The 25,672-nt window shown below is 44.9% G+C and carries 26 protein-coding genes; 25 read left to right on the top strand and 1 reads right to left on the bottom strand.

All coding sequences use genetic code 11. From position 1 onward, the window contains the following. The first annotated feature begins 86 nt into the window (after positions 1–86). The 8 genes from hrcA (at position 87) to deoC (ending at position 9,506) form a co-directional block, all read left to right on the top strand. On the top strand, positions 87–1,115 hold the full coding sequence (hrcA, locus tag JOJ89_RS14750; protein ID WP_203288132.1) for a heat-inducible transcriptional repressor HrcA: 1,029 nt from the start codon (positions 87–89) through the stop codon (positions 1,113–1,115). Positions 1,116–1,200: 85 nt separating this feature from the next. Next, the gene (gene grpE, locus JOJ89_RS14745) at positions 1,201–1,797 is read left to right on the top strand and encodes a nucleotide exchange factor GrpE (protein ID WP_029279552.1); all 597 of its coding nucleotides are present in this window, start codon (positions 1,201–1,203) and stop codon (positions 1,795–1,797) included. A gap of 25 nt (positions 1,798–1,822) precedes the next feature. Further along, positions 1,823–3,652 (top strand): molecular chaperone DnaK, encoded by a 1,830-nt coding sequence (gene dnaK, locus JOJ89_RS14740; protein ID WP_029566732.1) that lies wholly within the window; start codon positions 1,823–1,825, stop codon positions 3,650–3,652. A gap of 454 nt (positions 3,653–4,106) precedes the next feature. Continuing rightward, positions 4,107–5,222 (top strand): molecular chaperone DnaJ, encoded by a 1,116-nt coding sequence (dnaJ, locus tag JOJ89_RS14735; RefSeq protein WP_203288130.1) that lies wholly within the window; start codon positions 4,107–4,109, stop codon positions 5,220–5,222. A gap of 20 nt (positions 5,223–5,242) precedes the next feature. Continuing rightward, entirely contained in the window at positions 5,243–6,181 is a 939-nt protein-coding gene (gene prmA / locus JOJ89_RS14730) for a 50S ribosomal protein L11 methyltransferase (RefSeq protein WP_029279558.1), read from the top strand. A gap of 13 nt (positions 6,182–6,194) precedes the next feature. Continuing rightward, on the top strand, positions 6,195–6,950 hold the full coding sequence (locus JOJ89_RS14725) for a 16S rRNA (uracil(1498)-N(3))-methyltransferase (protein ID WP_029279561.1): 756 nt from the start codon (positions 6,195–6,197) through the stop codon (positions 6,948–6,950). Between the two features lie 5 nt (positions 6,951–6,955). Continuing rightward, positions 6,956–8,314 (top strand): tRNA (N(6)-L-threonylcarbamoyladenosine(37)-C(2))-methylthiotransferase MtaB, encoded by a 1,359-nt coding sequence (gene mtaB, locus JOJ89_RS14720; RefSeq protein WP_029279562.1) that lies wholly within the window; start codon positions 6,956–6,958, stop codon positions 8,312–8,314. Positions 8,315–8,834: 520 nt separating this feature from the next. Next, positions 8,835–9,506 (top strand): deoxyribose-phosphate aldolase, encoded by a 672-nt coding sequence (gene deoC, locus JOJ89_RS14715; protein WP_203288129.1) that lies wholly within the window; start codon positions 8,835–8,837, stop codon positions 9,504–9,506. Positions 9,507–9,545: 39 nt separating this feature from the next. On the opposite strand, the gene JOJ89_RS14710 is transcribed toward deoC, so the two are convergent. Continuing rightward, positions 9,546–10,493: a Na/Pi symporter gene (locus JOJ89_RS14710; protein WP_035207214.1), complete on the bottom strand. Its 948-nt coding sequence runs from the start codon at positions 10,491–10,493 to the stop codon at positions 9,546–9,548. Between the two features lie 206 nt (positions 10,494–10,699). Here JOJ89_RS14710 and rpsU point away from each other — a divergent pair, with 206 nt between their 5' ends. The 17 genes from rpsU to glyS all read left to right on the top strand — a co-directional run bounded on the left by rpsU (position 10,700) and on the right by glyS (position 25,615). Then, positions 10,700–10,873: a 30S ribosomal protein S21 gene (gene rpsU / locus JOJ89_RS14705; RefSeq protein ID WP_015595024.1), complete on the top strand. Its 174-nt coding sequence runs from the start codon at positions 10,700–10,702 to the stop codon at positions 10,871–10,873. A 13-nt stretch (positions 10,874–10,886) separates the two neighbouring features. Then, a complete protein-coding gene (locus JOJ89_RS14700) occupies positions 10,887–11,333 on the top strand; it encodes a GatB/YqeY domain-containing protein (RefSeq protein ID WP_029279574.1) in 447 nt (148 codons plus the stop codon). A 158-nt stretch (positions 11,334–11,491) separates the two neighbouring features. After that, positions 11,492–12,790, top strand: coding sequence for an NfeD family protein (locus JOJ89_RS14695; protein WP_029279576.1), 1,299 nt, complete (start codon positions 11,492–11,494; stop codon positions 12,788–12,790). 16 nt (positions 12,791–12,806) lie between these two features. Further along, the gene (gene floA / locus JOJ89_RS14690) at positions 12,807–13,796 is read left to right on the top strand and encodes a flotillin-like protein FloA (RefSeq protein WP_029279578.1); all 990 of its coding nucleotides are present in this window, start codon (positions 12,807–12,809) and stop codon (positions 13,794–13,796) included. 30 nt (positions 13,797–13,826) lie between these two features. Beyond that, a complete protein-coding gene (locus JOJ89_RS14685) occupies positions 13,827–14,315 on the top strand; it encodes a hypothetical protein (protein ID WP_203288127.1) in 489 nt (162 codons plus the stop codon). A 60-nt stretch (positions 14,316–14,375) separates the two neighbouring features. Next, positions 14,376–14,663, top strand: coding sequence for a sporulation protein YqfC (yqfC, locus tag JOJ89_RS14680; RefSeq protein WP_029279581.1), 288 nt, complete (start codon positions 14,376–14,378; stop codon positions 14,661–14,663). Between the two features lie 16 nt (positions 14,664–14,679). After that, positions 14,680–15,864: a sporulation protein YqfD gene (gene yqfD / locus JOJ89_RS14675; protein ID WP_203288126.1), complete on the top strand. Its 1,185-nt coding sequence runs from the start codon at positions 14,680–14,682 to the stop codon at positions 15,862–15,864. Between the two features lie 3 nt (positions 15,865–15,867). Beyond that, a complete protein-coding gene (locus JOJ89_RS14670; RefSeq protein ID WP_029279584.1) occupies positions 15,868–16,827 on the top strand; it encodes a PhoH family protein in 960 nt (319 codons plus the stop codon). A 62-nt stretch (positions 16,828–16,889) separates the two neighbouring features. Next, positions 16,890–19,067: an HD family phosphohydrolase gene (locus tag JOJ89_RS14665; RefSeq protein ID WP_029279585.1), complete on the top strand. Its 2,178-nt coding sequence runs from the start codon at positions 16,890–16,892 to the stop codon at positions 19,065–19,067. Positions 19,068–19,072: 5 nt separating this feature from the next. Continuing rightward, entirely contained in the window at positions 19,073–19,546 is a 474-nt protein-coding gene (ybeY, locus tag JOJ89_RS14660; RefSeq protein WP_035207323.1) for an rRNA maturation RNase YbeY, read from the top strand. Then, the gene (locus JOJ89_RS14655; RefSeq protein ID WP_029279589.1) at positions 19,518–19,895 is read left to right on the top strand and encodes a diacylglycerol kinase family protein; all 378 of its coding nucleotides are present in this window, start codon (positions 19,518–19,520) and stop codon (positions 19,893–19,895) included. The genes ybeY and JOJ89_RS14655 overlap by 29 nt, the downstream gene beginning before the upstream one ends. Before the next feature lie 112 nt (positions 19,896–20,007). Continuing rightward, positions 20,008–20,406 (top strand): cytidine deaminase, encoded by a 399-nt coding sequence (locus JOJ89_RS14650; protein ID WP_029279591.1) that lies wholly within the window; start codon positions 20,008–20,010, stop codon positions 20,404–20,406. After that, positions 20,399–21,307: a GTPase Era gene (gene era, locus JOJ89_RS14645; RefSeq protein ID WP_029279593.1), complete on the top strand. Its 909-nt coding sequence runs from the start codon at positions 20,399–20,401 to the stop codon at positions 21,305–21,307. The genes JOJ89_RS14650 and era overlap by 8 nt, the downstream gene beginning before the upstream one ends. Before the next feature lie 117 nt (positions 21,308–21,424). Next, a complete protein-coding gene (locus tag JOJ89_RS14640) occupies positions 21,425–21,568 on the top strand; it encodes a YqzL family protein (RefSeq protein WP_081414167.1) in 144 nt (47 codons plus the stop codon). 32 nt (positions 21,569–21,600) lie between these two features. After that, positions 21,601–22,359, top strand: coding sequence for a DNA repair protein RecO (gene recO, locus JOJ89_RS14635; RefSeq protein WP_029279595.1), 759 nt, complete (start codon positions 21,601–21,603; stop codon positions 22,357–22,359). A gap of 312 nt (positions 22,360–22,671) precedes the next feature. Then, the gene (glyQ, locus tag JOJ89_RS14630; RefSeq protein ID WP_035207207.1) at positions 22,672–23,562 is read left to right on the top strand and encodes a glycine--tRNA ligase subunit alpha; all 891 of its coding nucleotides are present in this window, start codon (positions 22,672–22,674) and stop codon (positions 23,560–23,562) included. Beyond that, complete coding sequence (gene glyS, locus JOJ89_RS14625; protein ID WP_029279599.1) at positions 23,555–25,615, top strand: glycine--tRNA ligase subunit beta; 2,061 nt, start codon at positions 23,555–23,557, stop codon at positions 25,613–25,615. Before glyQ ends, glyS begins: the two co-directional genes overlap by 8 nt. Positions 25,616–25,672: the final 57 nt, after the last annotated feature.

Below are 25,672 nucleotides of genomic sequence, written 5' to 3'. Positions count from 1 at the left end.
AATAATTGACATTTCACGAGTGATTTGATACTTTTTATTATAGATTTAGCACTCACACATACAGAGTGCTAACAGAGGTGATGATAATGCTAACAGATCGTCAGCTTTTAATCCTTCAGGTCATTGTGGATGATTTTATTCAGTCTGCACAGCCTGTAGGCTCAAGGACCTTGTCCAAGAAGGATTCGATCACGTTCAGTTCGGCTACCATCCGCAATGAGATGGCCGATCTTGAGGATATGGGGTTTATTGAGAAAACACATAGTTCCTCTGGAAGAGTTCCTTCTGAAAAGGGGTACCGCTACTATGTCGACAACCTTCTTGCACCGCAGAAGCTATCGAATATGGATGTTGTCACAATTAAATCTGTGTTTGCAGAACGTATATTTGAACTTGAAAAAGTCGTTCAGAAATCTGCGCAGATCTTATCGGATCTGACAAACTATACATCGATTATTCTCGGTCCAAAGGTGAACGAAAACCGGCTCAAGCGCATTCAGATCGTTCCAATCAATGACGATACGGCTGTTGCCATTATCGTGACAAATACCGGACATGTAGAGAACAGAACGATTTCGTTTCCCAAAAGCATAGCTCCCCAGGATATTGAGAAGATGGTCAATATTTTAAATGAGAGGCTCTTTAATGTGCCGATTGTGGAGCTGCATGACAAAATCTATAAAGAAATCGTCAGTCTCCTGAAAAATCATATCCAGAATTATGACGCTGTCATGAAGGTGCTTACTGGAACGTTTACGCTGAACAGCAATGAAAAGATCTATTTCGGCGGAAAGACAAACATGCTCAGTCAGCCTGAATTCAATGACATCTCAAGGGTCAGAACGCTGCTTACGATGATTGAACAGGAACAGGAACTTTACAATATTTTAAATGCCAACGATTCAGGCATAACAATTAAAATCGGCAAAGAGAATGAAAATATCGCAATGGAAAACTGCAGCCTGATCACCGCAACCTACTCCGTTGACAACAGGCAGATCGGCCGCATTGCCGTGCTTGGCCCGACGAGAATGGAATATTCGCGGGTTATCAGCCTGCTGCAGAGAGTGACAAAAGACATGTCCAAGGCGCTGACAAATTTGTATCACTCGTAAAACAATTGTCCATATTGTAAGAGAGCGGAAAAACCGTTTTCCGCTCCTTTCCATGATGTTTATCCTTTAAGGGAGGTGAAAGAAATTGACTAACGAAGCAAAAGAAAGCTTAAAAGAAAATGGGGCAGCCGGGCAAGAAGAAACAGTGATCAGCCAGGAAGAAGAGGCAGCTGAAGCTCAGGCCGGCCAGGAGGAAGCTCAGGAGCAGGATTCAGGCGAGTTATCTGATGCGAAAGCTAAAATTGAGGAGCTTGAAGCAAAGCTCAGCGATACAGAAAACCGCATGTACCGTCTTCAGGCGGATTTAGATAACTTCAGAAGACGTGCCCGCCTTGATATGGAATCTGCTCAAAAGTATCGTTCTCAAAATCTCATTACCGACATTCTGCCAGCTCTTGATAACTTTGAAAGAGCGTTAAAAATAGATACAGATGACGAAAAAACACAGTCTCTGCTGCAAGGCATGGATATGGTATACCGCCAGCTGATCCAGGCACTTCAAAACGAAGGCGCTGAAGCCATTCAGGCAGAAGGCCAGCCGTTTGACCCGCATCTTCACCAGGCTGTCATGCAGGTGGAAGATGAGAATTTTGAAGCGGGAACGGTTATTGAAGAGTTCCAAAAAGGGTATAAGCTAAAAGACCGCATCATCAGACCAGCAATGGTGAAAGTGAATCAATAAACTACATATCAGGAGGTTTTCTACGATGGGGAAAATTATCGGCATCGATTTAGGTACTACAAACTCATGTGTCGCTGTATTAGAAGGCGGCGAACCTAAGGTTATTCCAAACGCAGAAGGCAACCGCACGACTCCTTCAGTCGTTGCATTCAAAAATGGCGAGCGTCAGGTTGGGGAAGTTGCGAAGCGTCAGTCGATCACAAACCCTAACACAATCATGTCCATTAAACGCCACATGGGTACAGACTACAAAGTAGAGGTTGAGGGCAAAGAAAATACGCCTCAGCAAATCTCTGCAATCATCCTTCAGCATCTGAAAGCTTATGCAGAAGACTATCTTGGCGAGCCTGTAACGAAAGCCGTTATTACTGTTCCTGCATACTTCAATGATGCAGAGCGCCAGGCTACTAAAGATGCAGGTAAAATCGCTGGTCTTGAAGTAGAGCGCATCATCAACGAACCAACTGCTGCAGCACTTGCATATGGTTTGGATAAAACAGATCAGGATCAGACGATTCTTGTATACGACCTTGGCGGCGGTACATTTGACGTTTCTGTTCTTGAACTTGGCGACGGAGTATTTGAAGTACGCTCAACTGCAGGTGATAACCGTCTTGGCGGAGATGACTTTGACCAAGTGATTATTGACTACCTTACAGCTGAATTCAAAAAAGAAAACGGCATTGATCTTTCTAAAGACAAAATGGCTCTTCAGCGTCTTAAAGATGCAGCTGAAAAAGCGAAAAAAGATCTTTCAGGCGTTTCATCTACACAAATCTCACTTCCATTCATTACAGCTGGAGAAGCTGGACCGCTTCACCTGGAAGTAACATTATCAAGAGCTAAATTTGAAGAGCTTTCTTCAAACCTTGTTGAAAGAACAATGGGACCGGTTCGCCAGTCTCTTAAAGATGCAGGTCTATCTAAATCAGAAATCGATAAAGTTATCCTTGTCGGCGGATCAACGCGTATTCCTGCCGTTGTGGAAGCAATCAAAAAAGAGCTTGGCCAGGAGCCGTCAAAAGGCGTTAACCCTGATGAAGTAGTGGCGCTTGGAGCAGCAATTCAGGGCGGCGTTATTACTGGAGACGTTAAAGATGTTGTTCTTCTTGACGTAACTCCGCTTTCACTAGGAATTGAAACAATGGGCGGCGTGTTCACGAAATTAATCGAGCGCAACACGACGATTCCAACAAGCAAATCCCAAGTGTTCTCAACAGCTGCAGACAGCCAGACAGCTGTAGACATTCACGTTCTTCAAGGTGAGCGTCCAATGTCAGCAGACAACAAAACGCTTGGCCGTTTCCAGCTTACTGACATTCCGCCGGCACCGCGCGGAGTACCTCAAATCGAAGTATCATTCGATATTGATAAAAACGGTATCGTAAACGTGCGTGCAAAAGATCTTGGAACAAATAAAGAGCAGGCGATCACAATCAAGTCTTCTACAGGCCTGAGCGATGACGAGATCGAACGCATGGTAAAAGAAGCAGAAGAAAATGCTGAAGCAGATAAATTGCGCAAAGAAGAAGTAGAACTTCGCAATGAAGCAGATCAGCTTGTCTTCGCAACAGAAAAGACACTGAAAGATCTTGAAGGCAAAGTGGACGAAGCGGAAGTTGCTAAAGCAAATGAAGCAAAAGACGCTTTAAAAGCAGCCATTGAGAAAAACGAACTTGAAGAAATCAAAGCGAAAAAAGACGAGCTTCAGGAAATCGTTCAGCAGCTGTCAATGAAACTGTACGAAGAAGCTGCAAAACAGCAGCAGGGTGCTGAAGGTGCACAAGGCGCTTCTAACCAGGACGACAATGTCGTTGATGCAGAATACGAAGAAGTAAATGACGACAAGAAATAAGTGTCGCCATCCCGAAAGTCAAAGTCAGGCTTGTCTTGACTTTGGCTTTTTTTGATGAAGAAAGAACATGCGATTGGAGATTTGCCAAAAGCAGGATAGTTTTTTAATCATGGATCTATTTGTAAATGGCTATGTTTTTTCATATGTCACCAAAACTCCAGCGGACTGAAGCGGAAGGCACTTGACTCCTGCGGGATGAAGAGGGCACTGGGGACCCCGCAAGCGCAGCGAGGAGGCTCCAGGCACCCCCCGCGGTAATCTTGTGACTGGAGCGAAAGGGACGGGTATGACTGCAGAGTGATCAATTTATGCTGAAACTGACAAATTACAAAGACACTTTCAGCCGTCAAGAATAATGTATAGGTACAGAAATGCCCATACAAACATTATCTTGCAATCATGCCAAATCGAGTGATACAATTTACTTTATGTGAGAATTCGGGAGTGAGCAATTATGAGCAAGCGTGATTACTATGAAGTGCTTGGAGTAAGTAAGAGCGCGTCTAAGGATGAGATGAAAAAAGCGTACCGCAAGCTGTCAAAAAAATATCATCCTGATATTAACAAAGAAGCAGACGCTTCAGATAAATTTAAAGAAATTACAGAAGCATACGAAGTCCTTTCTGACGACCAAAAACGGGCTCAATACGATCAATTCGGCCATGCTGATCCAAATCAGGGCTTTGGCAGTTCTGACTTTGGCGGAGGATTCGGCGGTTTTGACGATATCTTCAGCTCTATTTTCGGAGGCGGAAGAAGACGCGACCCTAATGCGCCGAGACAGGGTGCAGACCTGCAGTATACAATGACGATTGCCTTTGAAGAAGCTGTATTCGGCAAAGAAACAACCATCGAAATTCCGCGAGAAGAAACATGTGACACGTGTGACGGATCCGGAGCCAAGCCCGGAACAAAACCTGAAACCTGTTCGCACTGCAGCGGTTCAGGCCAGCTGAACGTTGAACAGAACACGCCATTTGGAAGAATTGTCAACCGCAGAGTATGTCATTACTGCAGCGGGACAGGCAAACAAATCAAACACAAATGTTCAACATGCGGCGGAGCCGGAAAAGTGCAGAAGCGCAAGAAAATCTCGGTTAAGATTCCTGCCGGTGTTGATGACGGCCAGCAGCTGAGAGTATCCGGACAGGGTGAGCCAGGCGTAAACGGCGGTCCAGCAGGAGACCTTTATGTTGTCTTTAATGTAAGGCCTCATGAGTTTTTCGAACGCAACGGCGATGACATCTACTGCGAAATGCCTCTGACATTTGCACAGGCTGCTCTTGGAGATGAAATTGAGGTTCCGACCCTTCACGGCAAAGTGAAGCTGAAGGTGCCTGCAGGTACACAAACGGGCACCAAATTCCGCATGAAGGGCAAAGGCGTCGCGAATGTGCGCGGCTATGGCCAGGGAGATCAGCACATTGTTATCCGGGTGCTTACACCTACTAATATTAATGAAAAACAAAAAGAACTGCTGCGCGAATTTGCTGAAATGAGCGGCGGCAGACCGGATGAGCATGAAGAAAGTTTTTTTGATAAAGTGAAACGTGCTTTCAAGGGTGAATAAACAGAAGTGGAGCTGGTAGAATGAAATGGTCTGAGTTAAGTATTCATACAACACAGGAAGCGGTTGAGCCGATTTCCAATATCCTGCATGAGGCGGGAGCTAGCGGAGTCGTAATTGAAGATCAGATGGATCTGTTAAAAGAGCGCGAAAGTGTGTATGGAGAAATCTACCACCTCAATTCTGATGATTATCCTGATGAAGGTGTTATTATTAAAGCATATCTTCCCGTAAACAGTTTTCTCGGGGAAACGGTGGAAGAAATTAAAGAAGCTGTGAACAATCTGCTTATTCATGATATTGATTTAGGGAAGAATGATATATCAATCAGTGAAGTGAATGAGGAAGAATGGGCTACAGCCTGGAAGAAGTACTACCACCCTGTCAAAATTTCAGAGCGGTTCACAATTGTTCCAACATGGGAAACCTATACTCCCGTCCATTCGGATGAGCTCATCATTGAGCTTGATCCTGGAATGGCATTTGGCACAGGAACACATCCGACGACCGTTTTATGCATTCAGGCGCTTGAGCGCTCTGTAAAAGAAAATGACACGGTTGTCGATGTCGGTACCGGTTCAGGCGTTCTAAGCATTGCATCCGCAATGCTTGGGGCAAAACATGTACAGGCAATGGATCTTGATCCGGTTGCAGTAGATGCGGCACGGCTTAATACAAAGCTCAACAAAGTGCATGAGACAGTCACGGTTACACAGAACAACCTCCTGAACGGTGTCGAAGGGCCGGTTGATGTTGTTGTTGCGAATATTTTGGCTGAAGTCATTCTGAGATTTGCAGGTGACGCCAATCAAATCCTGAAGCAGGACGGATTATTCATTACTTCAGGCATTATCCTAAACAAAAAGGCAGAAGTCAGAAATGGCCTGATCGAAGCCGGTTTTGAGATTGAAGAAACAGTGGTCATGGAAGACTGGGTGGCCTTTATCGCCAGAAAAAAATAAGAGGTGCTCATCGGTGCAGCGTTATTTTATCGAGGAAACAAAAGAAAATAGTCCATCCAGAATAACCATCACGGGAGACGATGTTCATCACATCTCCCGTGTCATGCGTATGAAGCCCGGCAATGAAATTGTCTGCTGTACAGCAGACGGTTTTTCTGCGCTGTGTGAAATCGCAGAGCTTCACGAAGATGCGGTTGTATGTTCTGTCCTGGAATGGCAGGATGCGGACAATGAACTGCCTGTGAAGGTCACGATTGCGAGCGGGCTGCCTAAAGGGGATAAGCTCGAGTGGATTTTCCAAAAGGGCACTGAGCTTGGTGCTTCTTCGTTTATCCCTTTTAATGCTGCCCGTTCCGTTGTCAAGCTTGATGAAAAAAAAGCAGGCAAGAAAGCGGACCGCTGGAGAAAGATCGTGAAAGAAGCTTCAGAGCAATCGTACAGGAATGTGATTCCCGATGTTTCTGAGCCTCAAAGTTTTAAAGAGCTTTTAAGACATTCAGAGTCTTATGATTATAAAATTGCCGCTTACGAGGAATCAGCCAAAACAGGCGAGATGTCGAACCTTGCAAAGGTGCTGCAGTCGTGCAGTCCGGGGCAGTCGGTTCTTGCTGTGTTTGGACCGGAAGGCGGCCTGACGAAAGAAGAAACAGAGCAGCTGACAGCCGCAGGATTCAACCTTTGCGGACTTGGGCCAAGAATTTTAAGGACGGAAACGGCTCCTCTATACCTTTTGTCTGCTGTTTCCTATCATTTTGAATTATCGAGGTGAATCCCATGCCAACAGTAGCTTTTCATACACTTGGCTGTAAAGTAAATCATTACGAAACAGAAGCGATCTGGCAGCTGTTCAAAGAATCAGGCTATGAGCGGTCTGAATTTGAAAGCAAAGCAGACGTATATGTTATTAATACATGCACCGTTACAAATACGGGCGATAAAAAAAGCCGCCAGGTCATCCGCCGCGCCATCAGAAAAAATCCGGACGGCGTCATCTGTGTAACCGGCTGTTATGCACAAACTTCTCCTGCTGAAATTATGGCTATTCCAGGAGTCGATATTGTAGTTGGAACATCCGACCGCATTAAAATGCTTGATTATATCGAGCAGTTCAAAAAAGAAAGACAGCCAATCAACGGCGTCAGCAACATCATGAAGGCGCGCGTCTATGAAGAACTGGACGTTCCTGCCTTCACAGACCGCACACGTGCTTCCCTGAAAATCCAGGAAGGGTGCAATAACTTCTGCACATTCTGCATTATTCCTTGGGCACGCGGACTCATGCGTTCACGTGACCCTGAGGAAGTCATCAATCAGGCTCAGCAGCTTGTTGATGCTGGATACAAAGAAATTGTTCTGACCGGCATTCACACAGGCGGATACGGCGAAGATATGAAAGATTACAACTTTGCGATGCTTCTCCGCGATCTTGATGCACGGGTAAAAGGACTGAAACGCATCCGGATTTCATCTATTGAAGCAAGCCAAATTACAGACGAAGTGATTGAAGTACTGGATCAGTCGGACAAAATTGTCCGTCATCTGCACATTCCAATTCAATCCGCTTCTAACACAGTGCTGAAAAGAATGAGACGCAAGTACACAATGGAATTTTTCGCAGAGCGTCTAACGCGCCTGAAACAAGCGCTGCCGGGCCTTGCTGTTACATCTGACGTCATTGTCGGCTTCCCTGGCGAAACAGAAGAAGAATTCATGGAAACCTACAACTTTATTAAAGAGCACAAATTTTCCGAGCTTCACGTATTCCCGTACTCGAAACGTACCGGAACACCTGCTGCAAGAATGGAAGATCAGGTGGACGAAGAGATTAAAAACGAACGCGTTCATCAGCTGATTGCACTGTCAGACCAGCTTGCAAAAGAATATGCTTCAGATTACGAAGGAGAAGTACTTGAGGTCATTCCTGAAGAAGAGTACAAAGAATCTCCCGAGAGCGGCCTTTATGTAGGATATACTGACAACTATCTGAAAGTCGTATTCCCGGCTTCTGAAGAAATGGTCGGCAAAATCGTAAAAGTAAAAATCACAAAAGCAGGCTATCCGTACTCAGAAGGACAATTCGTCCGTGTCATGGACGAAGACACCACAGCAGAAGCGGTCCGCCAGATTTCATAAACAGCAAAAGAAAAATCCGAACTGGGAATTACTTAGTTCGGATTTTTTTCTTTTGAAAGGCTCCTAAAAGTAAAGTTTTATTTTAGAGAGTACTTACGTTTCAGCGAGCGAAATTAAAACTCCAGTGGACTGCAGCGGAAGGCACTTGACTCCTTGTCCAGCTCCAGCGCCCAACTCCTCTGTCAGAACAAAATCCCCCAAAAAGTCAAAACCGGACTTTTCGGGTGATTTCTTTTCTGACTGCCGGAGCAAAACGGGCGCTTCCGCTTTTCTGGGGCATAAAGAGGGCACTGAAGATCCCGCAAGCGCAGCGAGGAAGCTTCAGGCACTCCCCGCGGAAAGCAAGTGACTGGAGCGAAAGGGAGCGGGTACAAATACAAACCCAATTGAAAAGAATTACCGAAAGCAGGTTTATAATTATTTTCCCGGTGTAAATTAAACTTGTACTCGTATTTCAATCAAAAAAATGATAAGATGTAAGAGGTCAGACGACTATAATAATGGAAAAGGGGTAGTACATATGTCAGTAAACATTGGCAGTATGATCGACCATACGGCTTTAAAGCCTGAAACATCTAAATCACAAATCGAAACATTATGCGCAGAAGCGAAAGAATATAAATTTGCATCTGTCTGTGTAAACCCGACTTGGGTTGAAACAGCAGCAGCCCTTCTAAATGGCACAGAAGTAAAAGTTTGCACAGTAATCGGTTTCCCGCTTGGAGCATCTACTCCTGAAACGAAAGCATTTGAAACAGGCGATGCAATTGCAAAAGGTGCAACTGAAGTAGACATGGTCATCAACATCGGTGCCCTAAAAGACAAAAACGATGAGCTTGTTGAGCGTGACATCCGCGCAGTTGTCGATGCAGCTAAAGGAAAAGCGCTTACGAAGGTAATCATTGAATCATGCCTTCTGACTGACGAAGAAAAAGTCAGAGCATGCGAGCTTTCTGTAAAAGCAGGAGCTGACTTTGTTAAAACATCTACTGGCTTCTCAACTGGAGGCGCAACTGTAGAAGACATCGCTCTTATGCGCAAAACAGTAGGCCCTGATATCGGCGTTAAAGCTTCAGGCGGAGTCCGTGACCGTGCAGGTGCACTGGCTATGGTTGAAGCAGGCGCTACGCGCATCGGTGCAAGTGCTGGAATTGCCATTGTAAATGGTGAAACGTCAACTTCAGATTATTAATAACAGCAAAAAGCTGACGGAGAAATCCGGCAGCTTTTTTTAATGCTTTCTATTAACAAACCTGGCCGAAGACTCCACAAATCTTCCGAATGGTTCAGCAAAAGGAAGGACGGCAATCGAACTGACGACATTGAACACGAGACTGAAATGGGCCAGCTGCAAATCAGGCTCGGCTGCAAAATGCTCTGCAATACCGCTGCAGAAAGCAATAAATGGATAAAAGGCAGCGACTCCAAGGACATTGAGCCAGACATGGGCATAGGCTGTCAGTTTGGCTTCATGCCCGGCTCCGGCTGATGCCATCAAACCGGTGATGCACGTTCCGATATTGGCTCCGAGAATGTAGGCTATGCCGGCGCTGAGAGTCAGTAGGTCTGCATTCATAAAGCTCATAATGATGCCTGCGGCTGCAGCGCTTGAGTGAATGATGGCAGTCAAAACTGTGCCGCCAAGCACTCCTGCAAACGCATGGGTGTTTGAATACAGCAGCAGTTCACTTACGGTCTCAAGGTGCGATAGAGGTTCTGCAAGCTTGCCAAACCCGGACATGGATAAAAACAGCAGGCCAAGCCCAGAAAGAATTCCGCTGATCCTGAGAAGGGACTGCCTTTTCATCATCGCACCCGCTAAAAAGAAAACAAATCCCCCGCCTATCATGGGTATAATCAGTGACCCAAGGTCCAGTGTGATCAGCTGAGTCGTAAAAGTCGACCCGATATTCGTTCCCAATATGATGCCGATGGTTTGTCTGAATGTAATGACACCCGCAGAGACCAGCCCGATCACAATGACCATAACAGCTGAACTGCTCTGCAGAATACCGGTAAAAACAATGCCTGCAAGAAACGCTTTGAACGGGTGATCTATACAGGCAAACACCCAGCTTCTCATAGTGCTTCCTGATAAAATGGAAAGACCGTTTTTAAGTATTTGCATACCTGTCAGAAAGAAAAGTAAATACAGCAAAAAGAACATTGCAGCCGCCATGTGCTCACCTCTTCTTCACACTATATGGACAAGCGCGCAGAATCATGACAGAAATACTATGGACAAACGATTGTTCTTTAGAAGTTTTTTTATATAAGTTGACCTCTGAGGCACGTTATATTATAATGGCAAAGTACATGTTTTCTTTAAACATGTTTATTAAACAGATGATGTCGATTGGTTGTATTCGGAGGGAGGGAATAAGAATGTCAAAAACGGTCGTTCGTAAAAACGAGTCGCTTGAGGACGCTCTTCGTCGCTTCAAACGTACAGTATCAAAAAGCGGTACTATACAAGAAGCTAGAAAGCGCGAATTCTATGAAAAACCTAGCGTAAAACGTAAGAAAAAGTCTGAAGCTGCTAGAAAACGCAAATTCTAAAGAGGGTGGATTTATGAGTCTTCTTGAGCGTTTGAATCAAGATATGAAACAAGCGATGAAGAACAAAGAGAAGGACAAACTGGCTGTTATCCGTATGGTGAAAGCCTCATTACAGAATGAAGCCATCAAACTGGGTAAACAGGAGTTGTCTGCTGAAGAGGAACTGACTGTGTTTTCTCGCGAATTAAAGCAACGTAAAGACTCCCTCCAGGAATTCAGTAAAGCTGATCGCTTAGATTTAGTTGAAAAGACACAGGCTGAACTTGATATCTTAACTGTATACATGCCTAAGCAGCTGACAGAGGAAGAACTTACAGCTATCGTTCAGGAAACGATTGCTGAAGTGAATGCTGTGTCAAAAGCAGACATGGGTAAAGTTATGGCTGCCATCATGCCTAAGGTTAAAGGTAAGGCTGACGGTGCGCTTGTCAATAAAACTGTAGCTGGACAGCTATCATAAAAACCGGAAAAACACCCTGTTCATTTGAACAGGGTGTTTTTCAGCAGAATTTTTAATAAAAATGAAACCTATACTTAAGTAGAAACGTATTACTGATAGACTGCAGATGAAAGGGGGCCAGCTGAACATTGAAGAGTCATCATAACCGTCTATTTCATATCTTTTTCGGCATTGTTCTTTTCCTTTCGCTTTTTGGAAGTGCATATATGCCTGCAGCTGACAATTCAGCAGATAAAGTTGCGGTTATCCCCATTGAAGAGACGGTTGAAAAAGGATTGTCGCAGTTTATCAAGAGATCGTTTAAGGAAGCTGCTGCTGCAAATGCAGACCATATCATTTTAGACATCAATACTCCAGGGGGAGCGGTTGATGCCGCTCTTGAAATTGCTGATACAATCAGAGGGTCGAACATCCCTGTAACCGCTTTTATTGACCGCAGGGCACTGTCTGCCGGAGCGTATATTGCCCTGAATGCAGATCAGATTTATATGGTTCCCGGTGCGAAAATGGGATCTGCCGCTATCATTGATCTTGAAGGCAATACAGCAGATAAAAAGGCAGAATCGCTCTGGCTTGCGGAAATGAAGGAATCAGCTGAGCAAAATAACCGGAATGCCAAATATGCCCTTGCCATGGCAGATCCTGATGTGGATGTGCCTGAGTACGGAGCCGGAAAAGGTGATCTTCTGACACTGAATTCGGAGCAGGCGCTTGAGGTCGGTTATTCTGAGGGAACGGCTGAAAATCTGGACAGTTTGCTCCAAAAGCTGAATCTTGCCTCAGCAGAAGTCATTGATATTGAAGTAAGCTTTGCCGAGAAGGTCGCGCGGTTTGTCACAAACCCGATTGTCATCCCTATTCTGCTCTCTATTGGAAGCCTCGGGCTGATTGTTGAGCTTTACAGTCCAGGTTTCGGACTGCCGGGAATTATGGGACTGTCTTCGCTCTTCCTATTCTTCTACGGACACTATATTGCAGGGCTTGCCGGGCTTGAGACCATCATTCTTTTTGCCGCCGGAATCATTCTTGTGGCAGCTGAGTTTTTCGTCCCGGGAGGCATAATAGGATTTATTGGTTTTGGAGCAATCCTGCTCAGTTTCTTCATCGCAACAGATGACATAGGCTATATGGCCTTTTCGCTTGGGATTGCGCTTTTAGTTGCCGTATCGGCAGCCATCATATTTGTAAAGGTGTTTGGAAAACGTATGAATATCTTTAAAAAACTCATATTGCGTGATTCAACCAATACGGAAAGCGGATATGTTTCGAACCGCAGCAGGCTCGAGCTGATCGGCAAGACGGGTGTGGCACTAACTTCAATGAGGCCTTCGGGCACAGCTCTGATCGAAGATGAGCGCATTGATGTGGTGACAGAAGGAACGTTTATTGCAAAAGATCAGAAAGTAAAGGTTATTAAGGTAGAGGGCTCCCGGGTCGTCGTAAGAGAAATCATTTAATTGAAGGAGGAACAAAATGGATCCATCATTGCTGCTCACGTTAGGCTTAATTGTTATAGGTGTCATTGTACTTGGTGTTTTATTTACCTTTGTGCCGATTACACTGTGGATTTCAGCACTTGCTGCAGGGGTAAGAATCAGTATTTTCACCCTGATCGGGATGAGGCTTCGCCGAGTAAGTCCGAACAGAATCATTAATCCGCTCATTAAAGCACATAAGGCTGGACTTGGAGTAACCATCAATCAGCTTGAAAGCCATTATCTTGCCGGAGGGAATGTAGACCGGGTTGTAAATGCTTTGATCGCAGCTGAGCGCGCCAACATCGAACTGACATTTGAGCGCTGTGCAGCCATTGACCTGGCTGGACGCGATGTTCTTGAAGCCGTACAGATGAGTGTTAATCCAAAAGTGATTGAAACGCCGTTTATTGCAGGGGTTGCTATGGACGGAATCGAAGTAAAAGCAAAAGCGCGCATCACAGTCCGTGCAAACATTGAAAGACTTGTCGGGGGTGCCGGCGAAGACACAATTATTGCACGGGTAGGAGAAGGAATCGTCAGTACGATCGGTTCTTCTGACAACCATAAAAAAGTTCTTGAAAACCCGGATAGGATTTCTCAGACGGTATTAAACAAAGGACTTGATTCAGGGACTGCTTTTGAAATTCTGTCGATCGATATCGCAGATGTGGATATCGGCAAAAACATCGGGGCGATTCTGCAGACTGATCAGGCTGAAGCAGATAAGAAAATTGCCCAGGCAAAAGCTGAAGAACGCCGTGCGATGGCGGTCGCTCTTGAACAGGAAATGAATGCCAGAACGCAGGAAATGAGAGCGAAGGTTGTGGAGGCAGAGGCTACAGTTCCTCTCGCGATGGCAGAAGCACTGCGCAATGGGAAAATCGGCGTGATGGACTATATGAATTTTGAAAATATACATGCTGATACAGGCATGAGAGATTCGATCGGAAAGCTTTCGAAAGATCAGCCTGATCATGAAGAGTAGGAATCAGCCCAAATCAGGAGGTGCTGATGGATGCAATGGATTGATTTTCTTTTAAACAACCCTCTTGTGATAGCAGGTCTTATCTTCGCCATTTCCTCCCTGTTCGGAAAAAAAGCGAGAGATAAAAAAGCAGAAGCGCAGCGTGATCGAAAAAGAAAACCTGCTACTGTACAAAATACTGCCGCGCCGAATATAGCGGAGGCTGAAAAGCCGGGCAGGGAATCGTTTGAAGAAGCAAAGGACCGAATGAAAGAAGCTGTTAAAACAATTGAAGCAAGATATAAGTCTGCTAAAAGCACCTTGCCGAATGCGGACGAAGATGCCGCTTCAAGGAATGTGACGGAATTAAAGGAGCAGGCGGATCTGTTTGTGCAGCAGACGGCTCAGAAGGCTCCTGCTGCACCTAAGAAAACACCTGCAGCTGCAAGAGATGATATTGTCCGGGGCATTATCTGGAGCGAAATCATCGGACCGCCGCGTTCTAAAAAGCCGCACAGGGCAGCAAGGCGGCAACTTTAAAAAAATGTGTTAGAACCCCCTTTAAACTCATACATATGAGATGAGAGGGGGTTCTTTTTTATGGCGAAAAAATGGCGGCAGAACGTTGCGAAATGGATCACGCGAACAATTGAAATACCCCAGGATGTCATGATGGATCTTCCCCGCATCACCATGATCGGCCAGATACATATTTATATAGAAAATCACAGAGGGCTGCTTACATTTACAGACAATGAGCTGAGGCTTCTGTTAAAACAGGGTCAGCTTCAAATAAAGGGAGAAGCTTTTGTCATAAAAACCATTCTGCCTGAAGAGATTCTTCTGCAGGGGAAAATTGATCAGGTCAATTACTTGGAACAATCTTAAAAATCGGGGGATGACGATGAAAAATCAATGGATGCATTTCTTTTACGGCGTGATAAAAGTAACAGCAGCGGGAAGAGGAACGGAACGGTTTGTAAATGACTGCATCAGACAGGGAATCCCTGTCTGGAATGTGAGAAAAGAAGAGAATGGACTCTCTTTTTTTATTCGCCTGAAAGATGTACATGCCTTGAGGCGGGCGGCAAGAAAAAGCGAATGCAAATGTTCGCTGCAAAAGGTGTCGGGACTGCCGTTTCTAATCCAGAAATCATTAAAAAACAGCGGCTTTGTTATCGGATTCACTCTGTTCTTTGCTGTCATCCTGCTCCTTTCCAATATGATTTGGGGAATCGATGTAAAAGGCGCAAAGCCGAGCACGGAGCATAAAATCATGAAAGAGCTGGATGCAATGGGGGTGAAAACAGGAAGGCTGCAGTTCATGACGCTTGATCCTGATTCCATCCAGAAAAAGCTGACAGACAATATCAGCGAATTGACATGGGTGGGTGTTGAACTCAGGGGAACGCATTTTCATTTTGAAGTGGTCGAAAAGAATGAACCCGAAAAAACAGCAGAAGCAGGGCCGCAGCATATTGTAGCGAAAAAGAAAGCGGTCATTACAAAGATGTATGTTGAAAAAGGACAGCCTTCCGTGACCATTCATGATCATGTTGAAAAAGGGCAGCTGCTCGTATCAGGCTTAATCGGAGGCGAAAAAAAGAAGCAGCTTGTTGCGGCTAAAGCGGAAATTCTGGGTGAAACATGGTATAGATCGGAAATAACTGTACCCAAAAAACAAACCTTTCAGCTTTTTTCAGGCAGCGAAGTCAGAAAAACGTACCTTTCAGTTGGGTCAGCCGATCTCCAGATTTGGGGATTTAATCAGGACCTGTATGCAAAATATGAAGAGGAAAATGATATCAGGCCGCTCCGGTTTTTAAAATGGACTCTCCCGCTTGGATTCGGCCAGAAGATCTACCGTGAAAAAGAAGTTTATGAAAAACAATATACAGAGGAAGAGGCGCGCACTGCCGCGATAGATCAGGGCAAAAAAGAACTGCTCGGACAATTAGGAGAAGATGCAGAGGTAAAGGGTCAAAAAGTTTTGCACCAGACGAACGAGAATGGTAAAGTAAAACTAACAGTGCTCTACCAAGTTATAGAAAATATCGTAAAAACAACACCAATTGTTCAGGGAGACTAAATCATGCCAGAAGAACTCATTACGATAAATCTGCAAGTCGAAAATCCAAACGAAGCAGCATCTCTTTTTGGAAACAATGATGTACACCTGAAGCGGATGGAAGATGAGCTGTCCGTTACAATTGTATCAAGAGGCGAAGCTGTCTATGTAAATGGAGAAGAAGAGAATGCAAATATAGCTGGTGATGTGCTTGCGTCGCTTCAGGTTCTTCTGAAAAGAGGAATAGCCATCAGCGAACGCGACGTCATCTATGGCATTGAAATGGCTAAAAAACACAAGCTTGATGAATTTGAAGCTCTTTATGTTGAGGAAGTAAGCAAAAATGCTCAGGGGAAATCCATCAGAGTCAAAACTCTCGGGCAAAGACATTATGTGTCTTCTATCCGAAACAAGGACCTGATATTCGGCATCGGCCCTGCAGGAACAGGCAAAACGTATCTCGCCGTTGTGATGGCGGTCAGCGCACTTAAGAATAATCAAGTAAAGCGGATCATTCTCACGCGGCCGGCTGTTGAAGCAGGAGAAAGTCTTGGCTTCCTGCCTGGAGACCTCAAAGAAAAAGTAGACCCTTACTTACGCCCTCTTTATGATGCGCTTAACGATGTTCTCGGAGCGGAACATACGCAGCGGCTGATTGAGAGAGGCACCATCGAAATTGCGCCTCTTGCCTATATGAGAGGAAGAACGCTTGATGATGCTTTTGTTATTTTGGATGAAGCCCAAAATACAACACCTGCACAGATGAAAATGTTTTTAACAAGACTCGGATTTGGTTCGAAAATGGTCATTACCGGCGATATTACACAGGTTGACCTGCCGAGAGGCGTCCAGTCGGGTCTTGCTGCAGCAAGGGATACACTGAATTCTGTAAGCGGTATAGCGTTTAATGAACTGCAGCAGTCAGACGTCGTGCGCCATCCGCTTGTAGCGAAAATCATTGAAGCATATGACAAGACAAAGTGACCCGGGCGCCCGTTTTCGGGTCACTTTTTTCAGGAATGCAAAGGGGAGCGGGGGGTGATGTTATGAAAACAAAGCGAAGTGCTAAGCTCAGTCAGCTCATTGAAACGTTAAAGCATTATAAGTTTATACATATTTCCATGTATTTTTTGCTTGCTGCTGTCATTTTTGTCTCCCTTTACAGCAATGTAAAGCCGGAAACGGTTGATGTTGAACTTTTTACTTACTCTGATCAGACAATCATAGCTCCGACTCAGGCGGAAGATACGTTTGAAACTGAGAGCAAACGGCAGGAAGCATACGATGCCGTTCAAGATGAATATGTCCTGAGAAAAGATTATGTTGTAAACCGCGTAGAAGTCATAACATCGATCTTTGACTTTGTAAAAGAAACAAACAAAGAGGCTGCAGATGAAATGAAGCTGCAGAATGAAAATGTGACAGAAGGCGAAGAAGCCTACACAGTATCAATTGAAGAAAAACTCATTCGGCTGAAGGACAAGCTTACAGAAGATATCCGAGAAAAAATTTCAGATGATACATTCACCGCTCTCCTTGAATCCTCGGAGAATGAGCTGAATATAGCCAAGGATGCAGCGGTCACGGCAGTCAACCGGGTGATGAGCGAGGAAATTCCGCTGCAGAAGCAGGATGAGGCAAAGGATTTGGTTGAAGAGGACCTTACATCCTCGAATTTAAGGGCGGACTTACTGAAAGCAGCGATTGAACTCGGAAGATATGCCGTTATTGCGAACTATGTCTTTGATCTTGATGCGACGGAAGAGAAAAAGCAGCAGGCATACGATGATGTCAATGAAGTACAGATTAAACAGGGACAGATTCTTGTTGAAGAAGGCGGTTACATCAGCAGGGATATCTACCGCAAACTTGATCTTGTAGGTCTTCTCGACAATAAGCTTGCTTTGAAGCCGTTTGCCGGTCTGCTGCTGATGATCCTTCTGATCCTTGCGGCGCTCATTTATTATTTTGAGGCTCCTGACAGACAGCCGCACAGAAAAAATCACTCTCTCATTCTGTATGTCCTGATATTCAGCATTACCATCCTGCTGATTAAAATTATCAGCTTCTTTCAGGAAATCAATTATAATAACGTAGGGTATCTCGTTCCTGTCGCTATGGGTGCCATGCTGATCAAGCTGCTTCTCCATGAGAGACTGGCCATTTTGACAAGCATTATCTTTGCTGTATGCGGCAGCATTATCTTTAATGAAGGCGTAACGGGGACGTTCAATTTCACGATCGGCATCTACTTCCTGTTCGGCAGTATAGCAGGCGTCCTCTTTTTGAACGAGCAGAATGTCAGGTCAAGAATTTTGCAGACGGGATTGTTTGTGGCGCTGATCAACATCATGATCATCACAGCGATCACCTTGATACAAAACGGAAGCTACTCAAATATTGAGTTGGGCTCTTATTTCATAATGGCTCTTGCTTCCGGACTCATATCGTCTGTTCTGACAATTGGATTCATGCCGTTTTTTGAAACGGGTTTCGGAATTCTCTCGACAATGAAACTGATTGAGCTGTCGAACCCGAATCATCCTCTGCTCAGAAAAATTCTGACTGAAACACCAGGGACGTATCATCACAGTGTCATGGTCGCAAATCTTTCAGAAGCAGCGTGCGAGGCAATCGGTGCGAATGGACTGCTTGCCCGCGTGGGAGCCTATTACCATGATATCGGAAAAACAAAACGGCCTCAGTACTTTATTGAGAATCAGATGAATATTGAAAATCCGCATGATAAACTGTCTCCCCAGCTAAGTAAAAATGTGATTATCGCACATGCTTCAGACGGTGCGGAAATGCTCAGGAAACACAAAATGCCCAAAGAGTTTGTGGATATTGCAGAACAGCATCACGGGACAACCCTGCTGAAGTTTTTCTATCATAAAGCGAAGCAGAACCACCCTGATATATACGAAGAAGAGTTCAGATATCCTGGACCGAAGCCGCAGACAAAAGAAATCGCGATTATTTCGATTGCAGACAGTGTAGAGGCTGCGGTAAGATCCATGTCGAGTCCGACACCGGATAAAATTGAAAAGCTGATACGCGGAATCATTGCGGACAGGCTTCAGGACCATCAGCTGAACGAGTGTGATCTGACTCTGAGGGAACTGGATATCATCGCGAAATCATTCAGCGAAACATTAAAGGGGATATTTCATTCAAGAATTGAATATCCGGAAATTACAAAACAGAAGGTGAAACAGGCATGAACAGAATGATAATCGATATGGAGGATGAAACAGAACAGCTCGCACAAGACCAGCTTTCTATGGTCGAAAGCCTGCTGCAGCACGCGGCTCAAACTGAGAACGTGCCTCAGGATGCAGAGCTTTCTGTTACGTTCACAGACAATCAGAGAATTCAGGAAGTAAATAGAGAGTACCGGAACAAAGATCAGGTAACGGACGTCATTTCTTTTGCGATGGAAGAGCTGGGCGAAGGCGAGGTTTCGATCGTCGGCGGGGAAGATATGCCCCGCATCCTCGGGGATATCATCATTTCAGTGCCCCGTGCAAAGGAACAGGCGGAAGAATACGGTCATTCTTTTACAAGAGAGCTAGGATTTCTGGCTGTTCACGGCCTTCTTCATTTGCTGGGATATGACCACATGACAGAAGAAGATGAAAAAAAGATGTTCGGCAAACAAAAGGATATTCTCGATGCGTATGGACTTAAAAGAGAAGTCTGAGCGTGAACGGTTTTTAAAAAGTTTTTATTATGCTTGGCAGGGGATAAAGATGACCCTGATTCATGAGCGGAACTTTCAGATTCATGCTTTTGTATGTCTGATCGTGACGGGGGCCGGGCTGTACTTTCACCTGTCTGCCGGCGAGTGGATCATCATTCTTTTCCTTATGGGCGGAATGCTCTCGCTTGAGCTCATGAATACGGCGGTAGAGCGTGTTGTTGACCTTGTAACCGCCGACTATCACCCGCTTGCAAAGGCAGCCAAAGACGCAGCAGCCGGCGCTGTTTTGATTTATGCCATTCTTGCGGTTATGATAGGGTTACTCATTTTCTTTCCAAAGATCCTTTAAGTTATGAGAAAATTCTTACAATTAAATTACATTTGCGGCAATCAGGTGAAATTTCATTCCGGCAGAGGTAAAATAGAAGAACACAGAGCCGCTTAAGAAAGGGAGAATAGCATTGAACTCAGAACAACTCATCAAAGAAGCAATAGCAGCTCGGGAAATGGCATATGTTCCTTATTCCAAATTCCAGGTTGGTGCTGCTCTATTAACAAAAGACGGAAAAGTGTACAGAGGCTGCAATATTGAAAATGCCTCATACGGCATGACGAACTGTGCAGAACGGACAGCGCTTTTTAAGGCTGTATCAGAAGGCGACAAGGAGTTTGCGGCCATTGCCATCGTAGCAGATACGGAGGGCCCTGTGTCCCCGTGCGGTGCGTGCAGGCAGGTCATCTCAGAATTGTGTCCGAGAGACATGAAAGTAATACTGACAAATTTAAAAGGCGACGTAAAAGAATGGACAGTTGCTGAATTATTGCCCGGGGCATTTTCATCGGAGGATTTGAATGAGTAAAAATGAATATAAGTCAGGTTTTGTTTCCATTATTGGCAGACCGAACGTTGGGAAATCAACATTTTTAAACCGCGTGATCGGACAGAAAATCGCGATTATGAGCGACAAACCACAGACAACACGTAATAAAATACAGGGCGTATATACAACAAACGAATCTCAGATTGTGTTCATAGACACACCTGGAATCCATAAACCAAAGCACAAACTGGGCGATTTTATGATGAAGGTAGCCCAGAATACGCTTAAGGAAGTCGATGTCGTCTTATTTATGATCAATGCAGAAGAAGGCTATGGCCGCGGAGATGAATTTATCATTGAAAAACTTCAGCATACAAAGACACCTGTTTTCCTGATCATTAATAAGATAGACCAGATCCATCCGGATCAGCTTCTTCCGCTGATTGACCAGTACCGCGCATTCTATCCCTTCAAGGAAATTATTCCGATTTCAGCTCTTCAGGGCAATAATGTGGACACTCTTCTTGAACAGATTGAATCTTATCTTCCAGCGGGACCGCAGTACTATCCTGCCGATCAGGTGACAGATCATCCTGAACGGTTCATTATTTCTGAGCTTATCAGGGAAAAAGTGCTGCATTTAACACGCGAAGAAATTCCCCACTCGGTTGCAGTGGTGATTGATGCGATTGAAAGACGCGACAACAATCAGTCCATTTACGTAAGTGCAACCGTTATTGTCGAACGTGATTCTCAAAAAGGAATTGTCATCGGCAAACAGGGAAAAATGCTCAAGGAAGTAGGCCAGCGGGCTAGGGCAGATATTGAAGCGCTGCTTGGGACGAAAGTATTTTTAGAGCTTTGGGTGAAAGTGCAGAAAGACTGGCGCAATAAAATGAATCAGCTCAGAGACTTCGGTTTCAGAGAAGATGAATATTAAAAGCTCCTTGAAATTAACAAATTTTATCTAACATGAAACGAAGGATGTTCGGTCAAGATAACGGTATAGAATTGGATAACAGCTTGCTTCTCTTAACAACAGAAAGGCGGGGTTAACATGCTTGATTTTACCTGGAAAGTGTTTATTCAGACAGGTAATATTGATACCTATCTTCTTTTTAAGGAAATGGAAAAAGATACTGGTGACGGACCCGATTTACATGATCATGAGCTGACAGAAGCGGACTTTCCAATTTCGTGATCTGACCGAATCCTTCTGGATGGTGAGAATGATTGCTTCAAAAATGCGAAGGCATTGTGATACGCACAAATGATTATGGTGAAACAAACAAGATTGTGACACTCTATACCCGTGAGCTTGGAAAAGTGGGCGTTATGGCGAGAGGCGCTAAAAAGCCGAACAGCCGCCTGACTGCTTCTACACAGTTATTCACTTACGGGTATTTTTTATTTCAAAAATCAACAGGTCTCGGCGGTCTTCAGCAGGGAGAAACAATAGCATCAATGAGAGGCATCAGGGAAGATATTTTCCTGACGGCATATGCATCCTATATGGCGGAGCTGCTTGATAAAAGCACGGAACAAAATGATCCTAATCCCTTTCTTTTTGAGCTTTTCAGCCAGTCTCTCAAGCTTTTGAATGAAGGAGTGGACCCGGATGTTCTGCTTCACATTTTCGAGATGAAAATGCTGAATGTTCTTGGTCTTTATCCTCAGCTTGACTCTTGCGTCAACTGCGGAAGCAGAGATGGAACGTTTCATTTTTCCATTCGGGAAAACGGCTTTTTGTGCCACCGCTGCTTTGAAATGGACCCTTACAGACTCAAGATCTCGCAGGGAACCGCCAAGCTGCTGAGGCTGTTTTATTATTTTGATCTGGAAAGGCTTGGGCAAGTGTCTTTAAAACCCGAAACGAAGGCGGAGCTGAAAATGGTCATCCATACATACTACAGCGAGTACTCAGGCCTTTTTCTTAAATCCAAGCGTTTCCTTGATCAGATGGACGCGCTGCGTGGCAAGCTTTCGGATTAACGGGCCTATTGACTTTGAGCTTGCATTCAGGTTATTATGCTAATAATTATATGGAGCTGCTATGAAGGAAAAAGAGTATTTGCTGCAGTTGTTCTAAAGCGAACCCGGGACGGTGGAAGCCGGGTGACAACAGGCAAAGAAAGGCGTTTCCCGAGCGGCGCTTACGGAAAGTGGCAGTGCACTAAGTGCACTTGCAATTAGGGTGGAACCGCGGGTTAACTCTCGTCCCTATGCTGAGATTAAGCAGCATAGAGACGGGAGTTTTTTTGTTGCTTATCTTGTGAATGACAATACATTTTGGAGGTGCATGTTATGAATATTCAAGACATGATATTGACATTGCAAAAACACTGGTCTGATCACGGCTGTGTATTAATGCAGGCATATGACACAGAAAAAGGGGCAGGTACAATGAGCCCGTACACGTTCCTGAAAGCTGTAGGTCCGGAGCCTTGGAAGGTAGCCTATGTTGAACCTTCCCGCCGCCCGGCAGATGGACGATACGGCGAAAATCCGAACAGACTGTATCAACATCATCAGTTTCAAGTCATTATTAAACCTTCTCCTGACAATATTCAGGAGTGGTATCTCGATTCTCTTAAAGCTCTTGGCATTGACCCGCTGAAGCATGATATCCGTTTTGTTGAGGATAACTGGGAAAACCCGTCTCTTGGATGCGCAGGACTCGGGTGGGAAGTATGGCTTGACGGCATGGAAATTACACAGTTCACTTACTTCCAGCAAGTAGGGGGACTCGAATGCAAACCTGTTTCTGTTGAAATTACTTACGGTATCGAACGTCTCGCATCCTACATTCAGGATAAAGAAAATGTGTTCGATCTGGAATGGACAGAAGGATACACTGTGCGTGACATCTTCCTGATGCCTGAATACGAACATTCTAAATATACGTTTGAAACATCAGATGCAGATATGCTCTTTAACCTGTTTTCCATTTATGAAAAAGAGGCCCACCGCCAGATGGACGAGGGACTTGTGCACCCTGCATATGATTATGTTTTAAAATGTTCCCATACGTTCAATCTGCTTGACGCAAGAGGGGCGATTTCCGTGACAGAAAGAACGGGATATATCGGCCGCGTCCGGAACCTTGCCAGAAAAGTAGCCAAAACATTTTATAATGAACGGGAGAAGCTTGGATTTCCAATGCTGAAACAAGAGGAGGCTGAAACAAATGAGTAAACAGGATCTGCTGCTTGAACTTGGACTTGAGGAGCTTCCGGCAAGATTTGTAACAGATGCGATGAATCAGCTTTCTATGAAAGTTGAAAACTGGCTGAAAGAGAAAAACATTTCATTTGGAGAAGTGCATGTTTACTCAACTCCGAGAAGGCTTGCCGTACGGATTGAGGATGTTGCGGAAAAGCAGAAGGATATTGAAGAAGAAGCGAAAGGACCGGCGAAGAAAATAGCGCTTGATTCAGAAGGAAACTGGTCAAAAGCGGCTGCCGGCTTTTCAAGAGGCCAGGGAGCGTCTCCTGAGGATATTTATTTTAAAGAAATCGGCGGCATTGAATATGCCCATGTTCATAAATTTATTAAGGGAAAAGAAACAAAACAGCTGCTGTCAGAGCTTAAAGACATCATCACAAGCCTGACATTCCCGAAGAATATGCGCTGGGGATCCCAGGACCTAAGGTTTGCACGTCCGATCAAATGGATGATTGCGCTCTTTGGCAGCGAAATCATTCCGTTTGAAATCACCGGTGTGAAAACAGGCAATGAAACAAGAGGACACCGCTTCCTGGGACAGGATCAGACGGTGCAATCAGGATCTCACTATGAAGAAACCCTTCTTTCACAATACGTTATCGCTTCCCCGGTAAAACGGAAAGAAGCGATTCTGACACAGCTTCATCATATCGAAGAAGAAAACGGATGGGAGATTCCGATCGATAAGGATCTGCTTGAAGAAGTAACGAATCTTGTAGAGTATCCGACGGCGCTCTTCGGCAAGTTTGAAGAAGAATATCTGTCTCTTCCTGAAGAAGTTCTGATTACAACGATGAAAGAACATCAGAGATATTTCCCTGTGAAAAACAAAGAAGGAAAGCTGCTTCCATTCTTTGTGACTGTCAGAAACGGTGATCACAACCATATTGAAAATGTAGCAAGAGGAAACGAAAAAGTGCTGCGTGCACGCCTTTCTGATGCTGCGTTCTTCTACAATGAGGATCAAAAGCTTGTGATCGCAAATAACGTAAAGAAACTTGATAAAATCATTTTCCACGAAGAACTTGGTTCTACAGGCGATAAAGTCAGAAGAGTAACGGCATTGTCTGAAAAACTGGCAGACCGCTTTGCGTCAGAGCAAGAGAAAAAACATGCGGTGCGCGCAGCTGAAATCTGCAAATTCGATCTGGTCACTCATATGGTCTATGAGTTCCCTGAACTGCAGGGAATCATCGGTGAAAAATATGCAAGAGCGTTCGGCGAAGCAGAAGAAGTGGCAGCGGCCATTAACGAGCACTACATGCCTCGTCACGCGGATGATGCAGCACCTTCAACCACCGCGGGTGCGATTGTTGCTCTTGCGGATAAACTGGATACGATTGCGGGATTCTTCTCAATCGGCGTCATTCCGACAGGATCGCAGGATCCATATGCACTCAGACGTCAGGCAAGCGGTATTGTTCACATTCTTCTTGCCAAGCAGTGGAAGGTGACGCTTGATGAATTGTTTGAAGCTGCCCTTGCTCCATTTGAAGGTTCGGATAAAGAAAAAGTAATGGCAGATTTGCGTTCATTCTTTAAAATGCGCATCAAGCATGTTCTTGATGAAAAGAAAATCAGATACGATATCGTCGATGCGGTTCTTGGGTCTGAACAGCTTGAACTTACGGCTGTCCTCTCCAAAGCGGAAGTTCTGGCCGCTGCTGCAGGTGAAGCAGGATTTAAAGAAGAAATGGAAGCTTTTGCCCGCGTTCAGAATATCTCCAAAAAAGGAACGGGTGACGCTGTAGATCCTTCCCTGTTTAAAAATCAGGAAGAAAAAGATCTCTACAGCAAGTACACAGAAGCAGCGGAAGCATATGCTGCGCACGGAGCCCGCGGCGAGTATAAAGAAGCGTTTAAAGCTCTTCGCTCCCTTCAGCCTGCCATTGAGAGCTATTTCAGCGAAACTATGGTTATGGCAGAAGACGAAGCACTGAAAACAAATCGCCTTGCCCAGATGAAAAAGCTTGCAGCACTCATTGAATCCTTTGCGGACATGAATGCTGTCATTGTAAAATAGAGAAACGAGGACGGTTGCCTTGAGGCAATCGTCCCGTTTGTTTACGTATTTCAAAAG

The sequence above is a fragment of the Metabacillus sp. cB07 genome, from assembly GCF_016839225.1.
Classification (GTDB): Bacteria; Bacillota; Bacilli; order Bacillales; family Bacillaceae; genus Bacillus_P; species Bacillus_P indicus.
Note: the sequence above shows the minus strand (reverse complement) of the source record. Positions and strands in the feature narration are given on the sequence as shown.

Excerpts from the sequence above, each read along its gene's own strand:
- hrcA (WP_203288132.1), top strand. The coding sequence starts at position 87 with ATGCTAACAGATCGTCAGCTTTTAATCCTTCAGGTCATTGTGGATGAT.
- dnaK (WP_029566732.1), top strand. The coding sequence starts at position 1,823 with ATGGGGAAAATTATCGGCATCGATTTAGGTACTACAAACTCATGTGTC.
- dnaJ (WP_203288130.1), top strand. The coding sequence starts at position 4,107 with ATGAGCAAGCGTGATTACTATGAAGTGCTTGGAGTAAGTAAGAGCGCG.
- prmA (WP_029279558.1), top strand. The coding sequence starts at position 5,243 with ATGAAATGGTCTGAGTTAAGTATTCATACAACACAGGAAGCGGTTGAG.
- mtaB (WP_029279562.1), top strand. The coding sequence starts at position 6,956 with ATGCCAACAGTAGCTTTTCATACACTTGGCTGTAAAGTAAATCATTAC.
- deoC (WP_203288129.1), top strand. The coding sequence starts at position 8,835 with ATGTCAGTAAACATTGGCAGTATGATCGACCATACGGCTTTAAAGCCT.
- JOJ89_RS14710 (WP_035207214.1), bottom strand. The coding sequence starts at position 10,493 with ATGGCGGCTGCAATGTTCTTTTTGCTGTATTTACTTTTCTTTCTGACA.
- rpsU (WP_015595024.1), top strand. The coding sequence starts at position 10,700 with ATGTCAAAAACGGTCGTTCGTAAAAACGAGTCGCTTGAGGACGCTCTT.
- JOJ89_RS14700 (WP_029279574.1), top strand. The coding sequence starts at position 10,887 with ATGAGTCTTCTTGAGCGTTTGAATCAAGATATGAAACAAGCGATGAAG.
- floA (WP_029279578.1), top strand. The coding sequence starts at position 12,807 with ATGGATCCATCATTGCTGCTCACGTTAGGCTTAATTGTTATAGGTGTC.
- JOJ89_RS14685 (WP_203288127.1), top strand. The coding sequence starts at position 13,827 with ATGCAATGGATTGATTTTCTTTTAAACAACCCTCTTGTGATAGCAGGT.
- yqfC (WP_029279581.1), top strand. The coding sequence starts at position 14,376 with ATGGCGAAAAAATGGCGGCAGAACGTTGCGAAATGGATCACGCGAACA.
- yqfD (WP_203288126.1), top strand. The coding sequence starts at position 14,680 with ATGAAAAATCAATGGATGCATTTCTTTTACGGCGTGATAAAAGTAACA.
- JOJ89_RS14670 (WP_029279584.1), top strand. The coding sequence starts at position 15,868 with ATGCCAGAAGAACTCATTACGATAAATCTGCAAGTCGAAAATCCAAAC.
- JOJ89_RS14665 (WP_029279585.1), top strand. The coding sequence starts at position 16,890 with ATGAAAACAAAGCGAAGTGCTAAGCTCAGTCAGCTCATTGAAACGTTA.
- ybeY (WP_035207323.1), top strand. The coding sequence starts at position 19,073 with ATGATAATCGATATGGAGGATGAAACAGAACAGCTCGCACAAGACCAG.
- JOJ89_RS14655 (WP_029279589.1), top strand. The coding sequence starts at position 19,518 with ATGCGTATGGACTTAAAAGAGAAGTCTGAGCGTGAACGGTTTTTAAAA.
- era (WP_029279593.1), top strand. The coding sequence starts at position 20,399 with ATGAGTAAAAATGAATATAAGTCAGGTTTTGTTTCCATTATTGGCAGA.
- JOJ89_RS14640 (WP_081414167.1), top strand. The coding sequence starts at position 21,425 with ATGCTTGATTTTACCTGGAAAGTGTTTATTCAGACAGGTAATATTGAT.
- glyQ (WP_035207207.1), top strand. The coding sequence starts at position 22,672 with ATGAATATTCAAGACATGATATTGACATTGCAAAAACACTGGTCTGAT.
- glyS (WP_029279599.1), top strand. The coding sequence starts at position 23,555 with ATGAGTAAACAGGATCTGCTGCTTGAACTTGGACTTGAGGAGCTTCCG.